This window comes from Pseudomonas cremoris (assembly GCF_014230465.1).
The window spans coordinates 301,296-317,597 of the sequence record NZ_JAAXCY010000007.1 but is presented as its reverse complement, the minus strand read 5'-3'; the positions used below and the strand labels follow the sequence as shown (position 1 = coordinate 317,597).

15 protein-coding genes are annotated in these 16,302 nt (G+C 60.0%); 12 read left to right on the top strand and 3 right to left on the bottom strand.

Annotated elements, in window-relative coordinates; genetic code table 11:
• Positions 1 to 251 precede the first annotated feature (251 nt).
• The 3 genes from HF257_RS19490 (at position 252) to HF257_RS19480 (ending at position 3,692) form a co-directional block, all read left to right on the top strand.
• Positions 252 to 743, top strand: a complete 492-nt coding sequence (locus tag HF257_RS19490; RefSeq protein WP_185706140.1) for a DUF4019 domain-containing protein — start codon at positions 252 to 254, stop codon at positions 741 to 743.
• Positions 744 to 991: 248 nt separating this feature from the next.
• Entirely contained in the window at positions 992 to 2,476 is a 1,485-nt protein-coding gene (locus tag HF257_RS19485; RefSeq protein ID WP_408635710.1) for an APC family permease, read from the top strand.
• A gap of 19 nt (positions 2,477 to 2,495) precedes the next feature.
• Positions 2,496 to 3,692: an iron-containing alcohol dehydrogenase gene (locus HF257_RS19480; protein WP_185706138.1), complete on the top strand. Its 1,197-nt coding sequence runs from the start codon at positions 2,496 to 2,498 to the stop codon at positions 3,690 to 3,692.
• Here the strand turns inward: HF257_RS19480 and HF257_RS19475 are convergent.
• The gene (locus tag HF257_RS19475; RefSeq protein ID WP_185706136.1) at positions 3,669 to 4,565 is read right to left on the bottom strand and encodes a LysR family transcriptional regulator; all 897 of its coding nucleotides are present in this window, start codon (positions 4,563 to 4,565) and stop codon (positions 3,669 to 3,671) included. The two genes, HF257_RS19480 and HF257_RS19475, sit on opposite strands and share 24 nt — an antisense overlap.
• Positions 4,566 to 4,698: 133 nt before the next feature.
• On the opposite strand from HF257_RS19475, the gene HF257_RS19470 reads away from it, so the two are divergent.
• Positions 4,699 to 5,907, top strand: a complete 1,209-nt coding sequence (locus HF257_RS19470; RefSeq protein WP_185712109.1) for a multidrug effflux MFS transporter — start codon at positions 4,699 to 4,701, stop codon at positions 5,905 to 5,907.
• Between the two features lie 122 nt (positions 5,908 to 6,029).
• The gene (locus tag HF257_RS19465) at positions 6,030 to 6,293 is read left to right on the top strand and encodes a DUF2790 domain-containing protein (protein WP_185706132.1); all 264 of its coding nucleotides are present in this window, start codon (positions 6,030 to 6,032) and stop codon (positions 6,291 to 6,293) included.
• 6 nt (positions 6,294 to 6,299) lie between these two features.
• Here the strand turns inward: HF257_RS19465 and HF257_RS19460 are convergent, their stop codons facing one another.
• Positions 6,300 to 7,214, bottom strand: coding sequence for a site-specific integrase (locus HF257_RS19460; RefSeq protein ID WP_185706130.1), 915 nt, complete (start codon positions 7,212 to 7,214; stop codon positions 6,300 to 6,302).
• Between the two features lie 108 nt (positions 7,215 to 7,322).
• Complete coding sequence (locus HF257_RS19455; protein WP_185706128.1) at positions 7,323 to 8,135, bottom strand: M949_RS01915 family surface polysaccharide biosynthesis protein; 813 nt, start codon at positions 8,133 to 8,135, stop codon at positions 7,323 to 7,325.
• A gap of 460 nt (positions 8,136 to 8,595) precedes the next feature.
• Here HF257_RS19455 and arnC point away from each other — a divergent pair, with 460 nt between their 5' ends.
• Genes arnC through HF257_RS19420 form a run of 7 tightly spaced genes read left to right on the top strand, consistent with a single transcriptional unit; the run spans position 8,596 to position 16,302 of the window.
• Complete coding sequence (gene arnC, locus HF257_RS19450; protein WP_185706126.1) at positions 8,596 to 9,636, top strand: undecaprenyl-phosphate 4-deoxy-4-formamido-L-arabinose transferase; 1,041 nt, start codon at positions 8,596 to 8,598, stop codon at positions 9,634 to 9,636.
• Positions 9,633 to 11,624 carry a bifunctional UDP-4-amino-4-deoxy-L-arabinose formyltransferase/UDP-glucuronic acid oxidase ArnA gene (arnA, locus tag HF257_RS19445; RefSeq protein ID WP_185706124.1) on the top strand — a complete coding sequence of 664 codons (1,992 nt, stop codon included), beginning with the start codon at positions 9,633 to 9,635 and terminating at the stop codon, positions 11,622 to 11,624. Before arnC ends, arnA begins: the two co-directional genes overlap by 4 nt.
• The gene (arnD, locus tag HF257_RS19440; protein WP_185706122.1) at positions 11,624 to 12,508 is read left to right on the top strand and encodes a 4-deoxy-4-formamido-L-arabinose-phosphoundecaprenol deformylase; all 885 of its coding nucleotides are present in this window, start codon (positions 11,624 to 11,626) and stop codon (positions 12,506 to 12,508) included. The genes arnA and arnD overlap by 1 nt, the downstream gene beginning before the upstream one ends.
• Positions 12,505 to 14,160, top strand: coding sequence for a lipid IV(A) 4-amino-4-deoxy-L-arabinosyltransferase (gene arnT / locus HF257_RS19435; RefSeq protein WP_185706119.1), 1,656 nt, complete (start codon positions 12,505 to 12,507; stop codon positions 14,158 to 14,160). Before arnD ends, arnT begins: the two co-directional genes overlap by 4 nt.
• Positions 14,157 to 14,504, top strand: coding sequence for a 4-amino-4-deoxy-L-arabinose-phosphoundecaprenol flippase subunit ArnE (arnE, locus tag HF257_RS19430; RefSeq protein ID WP_105697370.1), 348 nt, complete (start codon positions 14,157 to 14,159; stop codon positions 14,502 to 14,504). The genes arnT and arnE overlap by 4 nt, the downstream gene beginning before the upstream one ends.
• A complete protein-coding gene (gene arnF / locus HF257_RS19425) occupies positions 14,501 to 14,914 on the top strand; it encodes a 4-amino-4-deoxy-L-arabinose-phosphoundecaprenol flippase subunit ArnF (protein WP_185706116.1) in 414 nt (137 codons plus the stop codon). The genes arnE and arnF overlap by 4 nt, the downstream gene beginning before the upstream one ends.
• Positions 14,911 to 16,302: a UDP-glucose dehydrogenase family protein gene (locus tag HF257_RS19420; RefSeq protein WP_185706114.1), complete on the top strand. Its 1,392-nt coding sequence runs from the start codon at positions 14,911 to 14,913 to the stop codon at positions 16,300 to 16,302. The genes arnF and HF257_RS19420 overlap by 4 nt, the downstream gene beginning before the upstream one ends.

Sequence of the window (16,302 nt, the reverse complement as noted above, 5' to 3'; positions counted from 1 at the left end):
GGACAAACGATGATTCCTCAGGGGGTAGATGATGCTTCGTCACTAATGAGGAGCAGGTTGGTGTTTGGAGGGGGTAAGGCATTTACATGATTTAACATAATATACATTATGCGTAATATCATATTACACATTCACGGCCAGTCCCCAGCAGATTTCAAGCTCACTCTCTCACTCAAACCTCAGCCAATGGCGATCCTGGCGATCTTCATCTTTACTCGCTCCAAGGACGTCACCACCCTTGGAGGTTTTGCATGAAGCAACTCTGCGCTGTGCTTTTATCATTGCTGCTGCTGCCAGGCTGTGATGTCAGCTTCAACAAAACACCACCCAAGGTGCTGGCTTTCGAGCCCGCTACTGAACAGGAACAGCGTCAGGTGTTCAATGTCACGGTCGAGTTTTTGCGCTTGCTGGATTCAGGCCACGCCGATCAGACCTGGGCGGTCTCCAGTCCGTCGCTCAAGGAATCGACTTCCGAGGTGGTCTGGACTCATGGCATCAATGCCATGCGCTTTGGGCTGGGCGCTTTTGTGGAGCGTAATTCCGCGCATATCGGGTTTACTACTCAGATGCCTGATGCACCGGCCGGACGTTATGCAATCGTGGAGTGCATTTCGACCTTTTCTACTGGGCCTGCAACCGAAAAGGTCGTGTTGCGTGAAGACGATAACCAATGGCGCGTGGCGGGTTATTCCGTGAATAAACGCATCCTGAGTGTCGGCGGCAGTGACTCGAAAGCACCCTGATCTGCTCGCCTTATATTCAATAAAATTATAACTAAACTAAATAGTCATTTAGTTTAGTTATATATTGAGTTCCTACCCTCATACATCAAAAAATCCAAATGCCAGTCTTCAAACATATGGATTTATCCAAATGTTTGCGTCTCTTAAGCTCTCCCCACTCCTCCCCGTGATGGAGCATGTGTTGTCGGTACGCCCTGGCCACAAGGGCGATCCTAAAAATAATGTGTCTGCCGACCCAAGGAATACCTATGTCCTCTCATTTGTCTGACCGGCAAAACGCCGATGAGCGCCTGTTGCACAGCCAAGGCTACGACCAACAACTGCACCGGGGGCTTTCGCTCTGGTCTTCGTTTTCGGTGGGCTTCGCCACCGTGTCCCCTGTTGTAGGCATCTATTCAGTCATGTCACTGGGCGCGATGAACGCGGGCCCTTCCTGGGTCTGGATAGTGCCGCTCTGCCTTGCCTTGCAACTGCTGGTGGCACTGGTTTACGCCGAACTCGCCTCGCAATATCCGCTGGCCGGAGGCTGCTATCAGTGGGTCAAGCGTCTGGCGGGAGAACGCCTGGCCTGGTTTACCGGGTTCATGTACCTGGCTTCGGCGTTGGCTTCGTTGACCACCGTGGCTTACTTGGGTGGGTTCTGGTTGTGGCTGTTTTTTACCGGTGAACCGCCCTCGGCAAATGCACAAGTGTTCAGCGGTGCTGTGCTGCTAGTACTGGGCCTGGGGGTGAATCTGTTCGGGATCAACCCGCTCAAGTACTTCGTCAACGCGGGCATCGTCGCGGAAGCCATTGCCTCGATTGGTATCGGCGTGTTGTTGCTGCTGTTTTTCCGCAACCACTCGTTCGCCTTGCTATTGGAGGGCCTGACGTCAAGCCAAGGTTCCGACGGCGCTTACTTGCCGGGCTTTCTGACCGCCATGGCTGTCGGTGGTTGGGCGTTCCTTGGTTTCGATGCCTGCTCGCAAGTGTCCGAAGAAACGGCAGACGCCCGCACCTCAACGCCCCGTGCAATCTTGCGCTCCATGATTCTGGTGGGCTTGACGGTCATGCTCACCGCGTTTGCCGTCACTCTGTCCTACACCGACACGGCCGGCATGGTCTCAGGCCAGGTGATCGACCCAGTCACACCTGCCGTGGTGGATGCGTTTGGCGCCTGGGCCGAACGGCCGTTTGTGGCGGTGGTGCTGGTGGCATTCATTGCGTGCGTGGTGTCGGTGCAAACCTATATCGGTCGCGCCGTATTCGGGATGGCGCGGGATGAGATCCTGCCGGCGTCGGCACTGTTAAGACGAGTCGACAAACGCAAAGTGCCGTTCGCCGCCATGGTGTTCAGCACCCTGTTCGCCAGTTTCGGCCTCGCCTTGGGCCTGAATGCCACAGCCGTCGGCACCTTGATTGCCTTTGGCAGTGGCGGCTTCTTCTTTGTGTTCCTGATCGTGGTGAGTTGCGCCCTGCTCGCCCGTCTTAATGGCCGCTGGAAACCCGAACCCGGCACTTTCAGCCTGGGGCGCTGGGGCCTGGCGGTCAACATCGCCGCCTTTATATGGCTGGTGTTCGAAAGCATCAACGTGGCCTGGCCCCGCGAAGCACTCGCTCCGCCTGGAGCGCCATGGTTCCAGGTGTGGGCGGTCATCCTGGTGTTCTCGATCCTTGCCGTGCTTGGGTTGATCTACCTGTTCTGGGCCAAGCCGACACTACGCACCGTCACCCCGCAGCTGCGCACCTATTAACCTGGACACGGAGTTTCAGATGTCTGCGATTCACTATTGGAATTACCCCACGGAAATCTTCTGCGGCCCTGGTGCGCTGGAGAACCTGGCCGAGCGCTGCGCCTTGCTGGAAATGCGCAAGCCCTTGCTGGTGACAGACCCCGGCATGCTCGCCCTGGAACCGTTGGCACTGCTGAAAGCGCATTTAACCCAGGCGGATATTCCGTTTGCGGTGTTCAGTGATATCCACGGCAACCCCACGCTGGACGATGTCGCATTGGGCGTGTCGGCGTTCCAGGCTGGGGACCATGACTCATTGATTGCGTTGGGCGGCGGCAGCGCCATGGATGCGGCCAAAGGCATCAGCCTAGCGGCGGTCGATCGGCATGGGCTGGCGCGTTTCGAATGGTCCCAGGTGATCAGCCGTTACCCAAGCCTGGCAGATTTCCCTCGTTTGGACCTGCCCAAACTGATTGCCTTGCCCACCACGGCAGGCACCGGCTCCGAGCTGGGCCGCGAAGCAGTCCTGACCCTCAGCGACCAGCAGATCAAGCAGGTGATCAGTCATCCCGAGTTACTGCCGGCCACGGTCATTCTCGACCCGATCCTGACCCGGGGCCTGCCGCCGGCGCTTACCGCTGCGACGGGCATGGACGCCCTCACCCACCACATCGAAGCGTTCTGCTCGCCGCTGTATCACCCGATGTCCTCCGGGGTCGCAGTGGAAGGCGTGCGCCTGATCCAACAACATTTGCCCGCGGCCTACGCCGATGGCCAGGACCTGTTGGCCCGCGAAGGCATGCTCGTGGCGTCGGCCATGGCCGCTGTGGCCTTCCAGAAAGGCTTGGGCGGTGTGCATGCCCTCGCCCATCCGCTGGGCGCGCGTTTTCACAAGCACCATGGGCTGTTGAACGCCATCTTGTTGCCCTACGTGATGGTCGCCAATCGTGAGGTGATCAGCCGTGATATTGCGCGACTGGCGCGCTACCTGGAACTGCCACAGGCGGACTTCGACGGTTTTGTGCAGTGGGTCCTGCAGCTGCGCCGACAATTGGCGATTCCCCATACGTTGCGTGAAATCGGCTTGGATGCCGACGTGGCTGATTGGGTCGGCGAGCAGGCCGTGGCCGATATCTCGTCCTCAGACACCAATGCCCAACCCTTGGATGCCCACGCCTACAGCCAGATCTACCGCAACGCTGTGCACGGCGACCTACCCGCGGTGTTCCGCCAGTAGGTCATCGATGAACGCCCGCACCGCTTCGCTTTGGGGATGCCCGATATGGGTAATCATGCTGTGCTGCACCGCGTAATGCAGCGTTTCGGGGTGCAGCGCGCGCATGTGGCCGCTGGCGATCCACGGCGCGGCGTAATGGGCCGGTAGATAACCCAAGTGGGTGCCCGCCAATACGCCGTGGGCCACCGCTTCCATGTGATAGGCGGTGGCCGATGCGCGCTTGGGTGTCACCGGCAGCGTCTGGTCGGCAGGCAGGAAGCCATGTTTGATCCAGTCGCACGCTTGCAGTTGCTCAAGGCTGGGTAACGGTACCGCGTACAGCGGGTGCTTTTGGCCGCAGAAAATACCAATCGCTTCGCTGTACAACGGCTGGTAGGTCAGCGTCGGCAAGGGCCGGCTGAAATAGGAGATGGCCATGTCCAACTGCCCGTCAATCACCGCCAGCTCCAGCTCTGTCGGTGAGTTGACGAAAATATGCAGGTGCATATCGTGTTCACGCTGATAAAAACGCGCGATGGCTGCGTCGATGCGTGCCGTTGGCAAGGTAGCAATATTGTCCGCCAGTCCCAGGTACAAATCCCCGACCAAACGCCCCGACAAATCCTGCGCCTCATCACGAAACGCATCCACGGCACCAAACAACGCCGTTGACGCGGTAAGAATGCGCTGGCCCTTTTCAGTCAGGCGAAAGCCGCCTTTACCACGCTCGCAAATCCGGTAGCCCAGGCGTTTTTCCAGGCCGGAAATATGCGTGCTGATATTCGATTGGCTCATGTTCAATTCGGCCTGCGCCGCCGTGAACCCGCCGCACTTGACCACCACGGAAAAAATCCGCAACAGGCGCAAATCCATGTCGGTGACGTTTCTGAGCACTGCAATTCCTTGGCGGGTGGTAAATGACGGGGCCCATTCAACGCCAGGGACTGGTCAGCGTCAATCAGGCTTGTATGCCACCGCCGCGAAACATAAGCTGGCGCTCTTTTGCACGACTGCCCCCGGAACGTCCATGTCTCGAAGCATCGCCCACCTTGCCCTGTTGCTGGGGTTGATCACCGCCGTCGGCCCGTTCGCCATCGACAGTTACTTGCCAGCATTGCCGACCCTCGGTGCCAGCCTGCATGCCTCGCCGGCTGCGGTGCAGATGAGCCTCACGGTGTTCTTCATGATCATTGGTGTGTGCCAACTGTTCTACGGCCCAATCAGCGATGTGTTCGGGCGCAAGCCACCTATCTATGCAGGATTGGCGATTTTTGCGGTGGCCAGTGTCGGCTGCGCGTTGGCACCGACCATTGAAGTGCTGATCGGTTTTCGGGCTCTGCAAGCGTTCGGCGCGTGCGCCGGGATGGTGATTCCTCGGGCGATCGTGCGCGACCTCTACACCGGTCATGAAGCCGCCAAGTTGATGGCCTTGTTGATGCTGGTGATGAGCGTCTCGCCGATCCTTGCGCCCTTGGCCGGCAGCCTGGTGATTTCGCTGTGGAGCTGGCGCGAGGTGTTCGCCGCACTCGCCGTGGTGGCTGTGGCGTGCCTGGTCATGACCGTCGTGCAATTGCCGGAGACCCACCCAGCCGAACGCCGCCTGGGCAAGACGCTGGGCAGTGCATTCGGCAGCTACGGCGCGTTGTTGCGTGACCCGGTGTTCACCGGTTTATCGGTGGTCAGCGGGTTTGGCCTGGCGACGTTCTTTGTGTTCATCGGCAGCGCACCGTTCGTGTACATCGAACATTACGGCCTGACGCCCACGCAGTTCAGCCTGGGGTTCGCGGTCAACGCTGCGTCGTTTTTTGCCATGAGCCAACTCACCGCAAGCCTGAGCGCGCGTTTCGGCCTGGCACCGGTGATTCGCTGGTCGGTGATGGCCGTGGCGGCGGTAATGGTGTTGCTGGCCGTCACTACGCTGTGGGTCGACAGCCTCGCGCTGATGATGACGTTGTTGTTTATCGGTTTTGGCTTTCTTGGCCTGCTACTGCCGGCAGCCGGTGTGCTGTCGCTGGAAGATCATGGCGCCGTCGCAGGCTCTGCTTCGGCACTGCTGGGGGCGATCCAGATGATTACGGCCGCGGTGTCCATGACGTTGGTCGGTGTGTACGCCGATCACACGCCCGCGCCAATGCTGATCGGCATCGCGCTGTGTGCAGTCGCCGCGCTGCTGACGGTGATCTGGACGCTGAGTCGCCTGCCGGCGCACCTCGCGAGCCCCCCGCCCTCCTCCTAGCGCTCGCTTGTATTGTTTTCGCTGATGACCGCTATTGGCCGGAATCCGTTCTGGCCGGCGCCTGGGCTTAATAGAATGACGACCACAGTCAAGCCGCCACCGTTCCGGTGCTGGAGATCGTCATGCGTTATTTGTTTATCGCGGTGTTAAGCCTGCTCAGCACCTTCGCCGCCGCCCAGGGTGATCCCGCCGCAGGGGCGACGACGCCGGTCAACCAGGCCGATGACTATTCAGAAGACCTGGATATCGCCAAGGCCGTGCGCAATACCAATGCCGCATCGACCACCTGTGGCCCGGTCAAGGGCCATGTGGTGTATGTGGACAGTCAGGGCGTGCGGCACGAACTCGACTATGTACGGCTGGGCGATGCCTGCCAGCACGGCTGATTTTGCCTACAGGTCAAACCGATCCACCGCACGGCGCCGCTCATTGTCATCGCGTACGTCATAACTGGCAGTGGTCTGGATATTGGTGTGGTGCGCCAGCTTCTGGGCAATCGACAGGTCATGCTCTTCGATCACCCGCGTAATGAATGAGCGCCTGAAGTCGTGAGGCATGATCTTCACGCCGACCTGCTCGCCGCGCTGGCGAGCGATGTAGTAAATCGCATGTTTGGTGATGCGTTCCCGGGTGATATGGCTGCCCCGGCGGATGCGATTGAACAGGAACGTATCGTCCTGTTCGCCTTCCTTGAGTTGCCCACGACGAAAGTCCAACCAAGCCTGCAACTTGGCGAACGCCCAATCCGGTGCGTACTTGAGCAGCTCCTTGTTACCCTTGCCGGTCACCCGCAGGCTGCGCTCATCAAAATCGACCTGAGCCAGGTCAAGGTTGACCGACTCCGACTTGCGCATGCCCGAGCCGTAGAGAATCCCGATAACCGCCGCGTCCCTTAGCCCTTGGGGCCTGGGGTCGGCAGCGCAGACCTCCATCATCTCCCGAATCAGCGTGCGGCGCAGGTTGCGGCCTTGGCCCAGACGGGTTCCAGGCGCGGCCTTGACCGTACGCATGCGCAGCAAATGTTCCTGGTCGATCAGGTTCATCCGCCAAGCCTCATTCATCACCCCACGCACGGCGTTCACGTACAACGACGAGGTGTTCGGCGCGTAGCCGTCCTCGCGCAATGCCGCCACCAGGGCGATCACGTGTTCGGGCTGCAACAGGTGCCAGTCGATGTCTTCGAGGTTGATGTCTTCATAGCCCAGGCGGTCGGCTGCATCTTGCAGCACGTAGCGCATGGTCAGTTGGCTGGAGGGCGCCAGGCGGGTGAGGTAAAGGGTCAGCGGGTTGCGAATGGACTCAGTCAATATAGATCAGCCTTTGGATTAAATACCTCATACAAGCCTTTGTTTAATCGAGGTATTTAGTGAGTTGGCGAAGACCGAGTCTAACCCACGAGCGGCCTTCGCGCAAAGTCACGGGGCGACGTCGTCATCCTCGGTAGGTGCTTGCGGCTGAGTCTGGGTCTGGCTCCATTCGGTGTCCTGCTTCTGCATCAAGGCGAACCAATGCTGGCGCATGAACGTCAGGTAAGCGTCCGGCGCCTTGGCAAAGTCCTTCTCTTCGCCATAACAACCCGGCAACGGCAACTCGGTGCCCTGCTCCTTGTATTGGCTGACCAACGCTTGCTGGGCGGCAACGCTGCAATCCTTGGGCAGCGGCATGCCGCGCAAGGCGCCGGCCTCCTCGTCCCACCAGCTCGCGCCATAACGGTCGACACCGCGCAGGCGGAATTTCTGCGACTTGCCCACGTGCATGATCAATTTGAATTCGTTAGGGCTGACATCGCTGGTGCAGGTGCGCGAATAGCCCACGGTGGCCTGGGTGATGCCATCGCCGGTCAGGTCGGTGACTTTGGTCGCCGCCATGTCAAAGCGCAGCGCGGCGTCGAATTCGCAATGCTGCACATCGTCATAGAGCATCCACACGCGCTTGGGGCGGTTGCCGTCGATCAGGTATTGGGCGGCATAGACGAACGCCGACTGGGTGCCGTCGTCGTCGCGCTCACTAACTTGCTCGGCGAGTACCAACAGGTTCTTGCCTTGGCGATCATCCCAGGTATAGGCGGCGATTTGCTTGCCACGCACTTCCACGCCGTCGGGCACCTGGTCGATGCTAGTGAGCGCCACGCCTTCATCGGCCCGCACCGTGGTGACACACGCCACGGTCATCAACAACCCCATCAACACCGGCCGCAACTGGCCGCGTAAAAGCTGCACGCTATTCATCCGAGTACCCTGGCAAGAGATGGCTTACTTTACCGGCACTTGAGGCGCATTGCAGAGAAGATTCTTCACGAAAAGCGGGTATGCATGACAGGGCGCCTGGATTGGGCGCGAACCCTGCGTAACGCGTTGAATCTTTAGCTGAACCCTAGCTGTCTACCTGTCAAATAAACGAGTTTTTCATCTGCCTTTCATATTCGTTCAACATTTTTCCGCTTAATCTTGGCCTCAGGACTTGAGAACGAACCGCGTTTTCCCCGACTAACCTGTTGATTACGCTTTACCTTTGCGTTTTTTGAGCTTTAATCCAGTCACCGCCATGGAAGATCCTATTGCCCGTCTCAGGAAAGTCGAATGAATAATCGCCACCCCACGCTACGTTTAATCAGTTAAGGCGCTAGCCCCCCCTGATTACTGCTGTCTTCACGCTCCAAGTTGCTCTAACCCCCGAGGTCATGAATTCTTGAAACCCTACCCTATTCATTGCGTGTCGATCGTCATCCCGGTCTACAACGAAGAAGAGAGCCTGCCTGAATTGCTGCGTCGCACCACTGCAGCCTGCAAGCAACTGGCCTACGAATACGAAATCATCCTGGTGGATGACGGTAGCCGCGACAAATCGGCCCAAATGCTCGAAGACGCCGCCGCAGAAGACGGCAGCAACGTGGTCGCGGTGATCCTCAACCGCAACTACGGGCAGCACGCGGCGATCATGGCCGGCTTCGAACAATGCAGGGGCGAGGTGGTGATTACCCTTGATGCCGACCTGCAGAACCCACCCGAAGAAATCCCGCGCCTGGTCGAGCAGGCTGCCCTGGGTTACGACGTGGTTGCCACCGTGCGCAACAACCGCCAGGACTCAGCCTTCCGCCGCTGGCCGTCACGCCTGATCAACCTGGCCGTGCAACGCTCCACCGGTGTGGCCATGACCGACTACGGCTGCATGCTGCGCGCTTACCGCCGCACCATCGTCGATGCCATGCTCGCCTGCCGCGAACGCAGCACCTTCATCCCGATCCTGGCCAACGGCTTTGCCCGTCACACCACGGAGATCCTGGTGCATCACGCCGAGCGTGAACACGGCGAATCCAAATACAGTGCCATGCGCCTGATCAGCCTGATGTTCGACCTGCTGACGTGCATGACCACCACCCCGCTGCGCTTGTTGTCCATCGTCGGTTTCAGCCTGGCAGGCCTGGGCGTGCTGTTCGCCTTCGCCTTGATCGTGCTGCGCCTGGCCTTTGGTGCCCAATGGGCTGGCGACGGCATGTTCGTACTGTTCGCGGTGCTGTTCGTGTTCACCGGTGGCCAGTTCATCGGCATGGGCTTGCTGGGTGAATACCTGGGCCGCATGTACAGCGACGTGCGTGCTCGCCCTCGGTTCTTTATCGAAAAAGTGCTGCGCAACCAACCCGCAGCGCCGGCCCCAGTCGTCGTGGTTGACGGCCTGGCGTCCTCCCACACCTCCACTTCTACTTCTCCTTCCGATCAGGTTTCGTCATGAATTCAAAAGCCGTTGTCTTCGCATACCACGATATTGGCTGTGCAGGTATTGAAGCCCTGCTGACTGCCGGCTACGACATTGCTGCCGTGTTTACCCATGCCGATGACCCCAAGGAAAACAATTTCTACGGTTCCGTCGCCCAGCTTTGCGCCCGCAACGGCATTCCGGTGCACGCGCCGGAAGACGCCAACCACCCACTGTGGATCGAGCGTATTGCCAAGCTGAACCCGGACTACATCTTCTCGTTCTACTACCGCAACCTGCTGAGCGAGCCTCTGTTGGCCACTGCCAGCAAAGGCGCGTTCAACCTGCACGGTTCGCTGCTGCCGAAATACCGTGGCCGCGCACCTGCCAACTGGGTACTGGTCAACGGCGAAACCGAAACCGGCGTAACCCTGCACCGCATGGTCAAGCGTGCCGATGCCGGCGCGATCCTGGCCCAGCAAAAAGTCATCATCGACCGCAGCGATACCGGCCTCACCCTGCACGCCAAGCTGCGTGACGCCGCCGCCAACCTGCTGCGCGATGCCCTGCCGCAACTGGCCGCTGGCAAACTGGGCGAAACCGCCCAGGACGAAAGCCAAGCCACCTACTTCGGCCGCCGCACGGCTGCCGATGGCAAGCTGGAGTGGAAAAAACCGGCAGAAGAGCTGTTCAACCTGGTTCGTGCCGTGACCCAACCGTACCCGGGCGCTTTCTGCGCCGTGGGCGAGCACAAGCTGATCGTGTGGCAAGCCGAAGTCGCCAAGGGCAACGAAGGCCTCGCGCCTGGCCGTGTGATCAGCGTTAACCCGCTGCGCATCGCCTGCGGTGAAGACTCCCTGGTGATCAAGTTCGGCCAGCGCAACGAAGACGGCCTGTTTCTGGCCGGCCCTGCCCTGGCGGACGTATTGGGCCTGGTTGACGGCTCCGTGCTGCGCGGCGCCGAGTCCGGCCGCAAGCCACGTCGTACCCGCGTGCTGATCCTGGGTGTGAACGGCTTTATCGGTAACCACCTGTCCGAGCGCCTGCTGCGTGACGACCGTTACGAAATCTACGGCCTGGACATCGGCTCCGACGCCATCGAGCGCCTGCGCAGCCACCCGAACTTCCACTACGTGGAAGGCGATATCAGCATTCACACCGAGTGGATCGAATACCACATCAAGAAGTGCGACGTGGTCCTGCCGCTGGTGGCCATCGCCACGCCGATCGAATACACCCGTAACCCGTTGCGCGTGTTCGAGCTGGACTTCGAAGAAAACCTGAAACTGGTTCGCTACTGCGTCAAGTACAACAAGCGCGTGATCTTCCCATCGACCTCCGAAGTCTATGGCATGTGCCAGGACCAATACTTCGACGAAGACACCTCCAACCTGGTGGTCGGCCCGGTCAACAAGCAACGCTGGATCTACTCGGTCTCCAAGCAGCTGTTGGACCGCGTGATCTGGGCGTACGGCGACAAAGGCCTGAAATTCACCCTGTTCCGTCCGTTCAACTGGATGGGCCCGCGCCTGGACCGCCTGGATTCGGCACGTATCGGCAGCTCCCGCGCCATCACCCAGTTGATCCTCAACCTGGTGGAAGGCACGCCGATTCGTCTGTTCGACGGTGGCGAGCAGAAGCGCTGCTTCACTGACATCGCCGACGGCATCGAAGCCCTGGCACGCATCATTGATAACGAAAACGGTGTCTGCGACAGCCAGATCATCAACATCGGCAACCCGGAAAACGAAGCCAGCATCCGTCAGCTGGGCGAGGAACTGCTGCGTCAGTTCGAAGCTCACCCACTGCGCAGCAACTTCCCTCCGTTCGCCGGTTTCCGCGACGTAGAGAGCAAGGCGTTCTACGGCACCGGTTACCAGGACGTGGCGCACCGCAAGCCAAGCATCGAAAACGCCAAGCGCCTGCTGAACTGGGAGCCAACCGTTGAGATGAGCGAGACCATCGGCAACACCCTCGACTTCTTCCTGAAAGAAGCCATGCTCGAAATCGCGGACAAGCGCTGATGCAGGCAGGTCTTCGCATTGATGTCGACACCTACCGTGGCACCCGTGAAGGTGTGCCGCGGTTGCTCGAATCCCTGGATGAAGCCTCGGTGAAAGCGACGTTCTTCTTCAGCGTCGGGCCGGATAACATGGGACGCCACTTGTGGCGTCTCATCCGCCCGCAGTTCCTGTGGAAGATGCTGCGTTCCAATGCCGTAGGCCTGTATGGCCTGGATATCTTACTGGCCGGCACTGCCTGGCCGGGCAAGCCGATTGGCCGTGACCTGGGGCACTTGATGCGCCAGGCCAAGGCCGCCGGGCACGAAGTCGGCCTGCACGCCTGGGATCACCACGGCTGGCAGGCCAACACCGGGCGCTGGAGCGAAGCACAGCTGATCGAACAGATCCGCCGTGGCGTCGACACCCTCAGCGACATCCTCGGTGAACGCATCGACTGTTCAGCGGCCGCCGGCTGGCGTGCCGATGAGCGTGTGGTGCAAGCCAAGCAAGGGTTCAACTTTCGCTACAACAGCGATTGCCGGGGCACCAGCCTGTTCAGGCCAACACTGGCCGATGGCAGCGCGGGCACCCCACAAATTCCGGTAGACCTGCCGACCTTCGACGAAGTCGTCGGGCCGGTGGTGGCTGCCAAAGACTTCAATGGGTTCATTCTCGACCGCTTCGCCGAATCGAAACTGAACGTCTACACGATCCACGCAGAAGTAGAAGGGATTCTGATGGCCAACGATTTTCGCCAGTTGCTCGCCCAGGCAGGGCAGCGCGGTATCGATTTCAAACCGCTGGGCGACCTGTTGCCGGCGGACCTGACCACCCTGCCCCAGCAACACCTGGTGCGTGGCGCCTTGCCCGGCCGCGAGGGTTGGCTCGGAGTACAACAGGCATGATCCGGCGTTGGGCGCTGCCCCTGCTCCTGTTGGCGTTTGCTGTGTTTTACCTGATTCCGCTGGCCACCCATGGCCTGTGGATTCCCGATGAAACCCGCTACGCGCAGATCAGCCAGGAAATGCTGCTGACCGGCAAGTGGGCGTCGCCGCACTTCATGGGCATTCGCTACTTTGAAAAACCGGCGGCGGGTTACTGGATGATCGCGCTGGGCCAGGCGATTTTCGGCCAGAACCTGTTTGGCGTGCGTTTCGCCTCGGCGCTGAGTACCGGTCTGAGCATCCTGCTGGTGTACCTGGTCTCGCGCCGCTTGTGGAATGACCCGCAAAAGACGCTGGTCAGCACCGTGCTGTACATGAGTTTTGTCAGCGTCGCGGCCTTGGGTGGCTACGCCAACCTTGACCCGCAGTTCACCTTCTGGGTCAACCTGACCGGCGTGGCGTTGTGGTTTTGCTTCGACAGCACCACGCGTAATGGCCGCCTGGGTTCCTGGGCGTTATTGGGTTTTGCCTGTGGCATGGGGTTCATGACCAAAGGCTTCCTGGCCTGGCTGTTGCCGGTACTGATCGCCCTGCCCTACGCAATCTGGCAGAAACGCTTCCGTGAGTTGCTGGGTTATGGCGTGGTCGCCGTGGTCGTGGCGATTGTGGTCAGCCTGCCGTGGGCGCTGGCGGTGCACCTGCAAGAGCCGGATTACTGGAACTTCTTCTTCTGGCACGAGCATATCCAACGCTTTGCCGGTGAAGACGCCCAGCACGCCGAGCCGTTCTGGTACTACCTGCCGCTGCTGGTCGCGTTCTCGCTGCCTTGGGTCGCCCTGTTGCCGTCCACCGTCAAGCACGCGTGGCAAGAAAAGCGTCTGCCAAAAACAGCCTTCCTGTTGCTGTGGCTGCTGATGCCGCTGGCATTTTTTAGCCTGGCCAAGGGCAAGTTGCCCTCTTACATCATGCCGTGCCTGCTGCCCCTGGCCCTGCTGATGGGTTCGACCCTGGCCGACAAGCTTGCCGCAGGCCGCAGCCGTGCCTTGCGCATCAACGGTTGGTTGAACCTGGTGGTCGGTATCCTCGGCCTGTTGGCGCTGACCTGGTTCCAATTGAAGAAACCGGTGTACGAGCATGGCCAGGAAACCCTCAGCCTGGTGCTGGTGTTCGTGTTCCTGTTCGGCTGGATCATCGCCAACCTGCTGCAGGCCGCGCGTCCATTGAAACTGTGGGCCGCGCCAGTGATCGGCAGTTGGTTGCTGGTGGCGCTGGTGCCTGCCGCACTGCCGCACTCGGTGGTCTACAACAAGACCCCGGACCAATTCATCATCGATCACCTGCAGGAACTGCAACCGGCCACCGCCTTGCTGAGCAATGATCTCGGCGCTGCGTCTGCACTGTCCTGGCGTTTGGCTCGTCCGGACGTGACCCTCTACAACACCGTCGGTGAAGTCAAATACGGCCTGACTTACGCGGATGCCACCCATCACAAGATCGACACCACCCACGTCCAGCAATGGATGAGCGACGCACGCAAAAAAGGTCCGGTCGGTGTGGTGATGCGGGTTAAAGGTGACGATGAGATTGCCGAAGTTGCCTTGTTGCCCAACGACGGCAAGCGTTATGAACAAGGCAATATCGTGATTCTGATCTTCCCGCAGGCTGGGCAATGATCACCCTGCTCCTGTTATTGGCGGCCTGCTTGCTGACGTGCATGGGCCAGGTCTCGCAGAAGTTTGCGGTGGAAAGCTGGCGCGACCTGCCTGATGGCTGGGCGCTGAAACTACGCTCACCCTGGTTGTGGGCAGCATTGATCTGCCTGGGCCTGGGCCTGCTGGTGTGGTTGCTGGTGTTGCAGCGCCTGGAGGTGGGCATTGCCTACCCCATGCTCAGTCTGAACTTCGTACTGGTCACGTTGGTGGCACGCTTTGTCTTTCACGAACACATCGATGGCCGCCACTGGCTCGGCGTGGTGCTGGTGATAGCCGGCGTGGTGTTGCTGGGGCGCCAGGTATGAGCCGCACGCAAGGCTTTGCCCTGGCCCTGGGCAGTGTCGGCCTGGTCAGCGCCGCCCAGTTGGGCATGCGCTGGAGCATGACGCGCTTGCCGCTGCCTACCGAATGGCTCAGCGCATTCAACAGCAATGCCATCGACCTCGGTGCCCTTGGCGTGGTGATCCTGGCGATCTTTGCCTATGCGCTGTCGATGCTTTGCTGGCTCGGCGCGCTCAAGCACCTGCCGCTGGGCCGCGCCTATTCGCTGCTGAGCATCAGCTACGCGCTGGTGTACCTGCTGGCGGCCAGCCTGCCGGTGTTCAACGAACATTTCTCGCTTTCAAAAACCCTGGGGGTGGCCTTGGTCGTCCTCGGTGTTCTGGTTATCAACTCTCGCCGTGCTAGTACTACAAGTCCCAGGAATGCCCCATGAAAATCAGTGTATTTGGTAGCGGTTACGTCGGCCTGGTGCAGGCCACTGTGTTGGCCGAAGTCGGTCACGATGTCATCTGCATGGACGTAGACAAGAACAAGGTCGAGTCGCTGCAGAAAGGCCATGTGACCATCTTCGAGCCGGGGCTGGCGGCCATGGTCAAAGAGAACCTGGAAAGCGGGCGACTGCACTTTACCCACGACGAAAAACTCGCGGTTGAACACGGCGAAGTATTGTTCATTGCCGTGGGTACACCGTCGGATGAAGACGGTTCGGCTGACCTGAAATATGTGCTGTCGGTTGGCGATGCCGTAGCGCGCCACCGCATCGAGCCAGTGATCCTGGTGGAAAAATCCACCGTACCGGTCGGCACCGGCGACACCCTGCGCGCGCACATCGAAAAAGCCCTGCACGCTGCTGGCCGGCACCTGGAGTTCGATATCGTCTCGAACCCGGAATTCCTCAAGGAAGGCTCGGCGGTTGCCGACTGCCGCCGCCCGGACCGCATTGTCATCGGCTGCGAGCGTGAAGAGGTGCGCGACGTGATGCGTGACCTGTACGCGCCGTTCAACCGCAACCACGACCGCATCATCTTCATGGACCTGCGCAGCGCCGAACTGACCAAGTACGCCGCCAACTGCATGCTGGCTACCAAGATCAGCTTTATCAACCAGATCGCCGAGCTGGCCGAACACCTGGGCGCGGACATCGAAGCCGTGCGCCTGGGTATCGGCGCCGACTCGCGCATCGGTTACCACTTTATCTACCCCGGCTGCGGCTACGGCGGTTCGTGTTTCCCGAAAGACATGCGCGCCCTGATCCACAGCGCCAAGGAAGCCAATTGCTCCAGCGACCTGCTGGAAGCGGTGGAAGCCATCAACCAACGCCAAAAGAGCAAGCTGTTTGAGCGAATCAACGCGTTCTTCAAGGGCGATCTCCAGGGCAAGACCTTCGCCTTGTGGGGCCTGGCATTCAAGCCCAACACCGATGACATGCGCGACGCACCAAGCCGCGTTCTGATGGAAGCGCTGTGGGCCGCCGGCGCCAACGTGCGCGCGTTCGACCCGGAAGCCATGCAGGAAACCCAGCGTATCTACGGCGAAGAATCTCGCCTGACCCTGTTGGGCACTCCCGAGTCAGCCTTGAGCGGCGCCGATGCGCTCATCGTCTGCACCGAATGGCAGCAATTCAAGGCCCCGGACTTCGACTTGATCCACCAGCGTTTGAAAACCCCGGTGATCTTCGACGGTCGCAATCTGTACGACGGCGAACGCCTGGCCCGTAAAGGCTTCCAGTACTACCCGATTGGCCGTGGCGATTCGTGCCAGCTGCCGATTCCCCAGCAACAGTGGGTGGCTCAATCGGCAGATCAGGTCGTGGAAGCCTGA

Bases quoted from the DNA above. Each gene is read 5' to 3' on its own strand.
- HF257_RS19465 (WP_185706132.1), top strand. From the start codon at position 6,030: ATGCGTTATTTGTTTATCGCGGTGTTAAGCCTGCTCAGCACCTTCGCC.
- arnD (WP_185706122.1), top strand. From the start codon at position 11,624: ATGCAGGCAGGTCTTCGCATTGATGTCGACACCTACCGTGGCACCCGT.
- HF257_RS19490 (WP_185706140.1), top strand. From the start codon at position 252: ATGAAGCAACTCTGCGCTGTGCTTTTATCATTGCTGCTGCTGCCAGGC.
- arnT (WP_185706119.1), top strand. From the start codon at position 12,505: ATGATCCGGCGTTGGGCGCTGCCCCTGCTCCTGTTGGCGTTTGCTGTG.
- HF257_RS19455 (WP_185706128.1), bottom strand. From the start codon at position 8,135: ATGAATAGCGTGCAGCTTTTACGCGGCCAGTTGCGGCCGGTGTTGATG.
- arnA (WP_185706124.1), top strand. From the start codon at position 9,633: ATGAATTCAAAAGCCGTTGTCTTCGCATACCACGATATTGGCTGTGCA.
- HF257_RS19480 (WP_185706138.1), top strand. From the start codon at position 2,496: ATGTCTGCGATTCACTATTGGAATTACCCCACGGAAATCTTCTGCGGC.
- HF257_RS19470 (WP_185712109.1), top strand. From the start codon at position 4,699: ATGTCTCGAAGCATCGCCCACCTTGCCCTGTTGCTGGGGTTGATCACC.
- HF257_RS19485 (WP_408635710.1), top strand. From the start codon at position 992: ATGTCCTCTCATTTGTCTGACCGGCAAAACGCCGATGAGCGCCTGTTG.
- arnE (WP_105697370.1), top strand. From the start codon at position 14,157: ATGATCACCCTGCTCCTGTTATTGGCGGCCTGCTTGCTGACGTGCATG.
- arnF (WP_185706116.1), top strand. From the start codon at position 14,501: ATGAGCCGCACGCAAGGCTTTGCCCTGGCCCTGGGCAGTGTCGGCCTG.
- HF257_RS19420 (WP_185706114.1), top strand. From the start codon at position 14,911: ATGAAAATCAGTGTATTTGGTAGCGGTTACGTCGGCCTGGTGCAGGCC.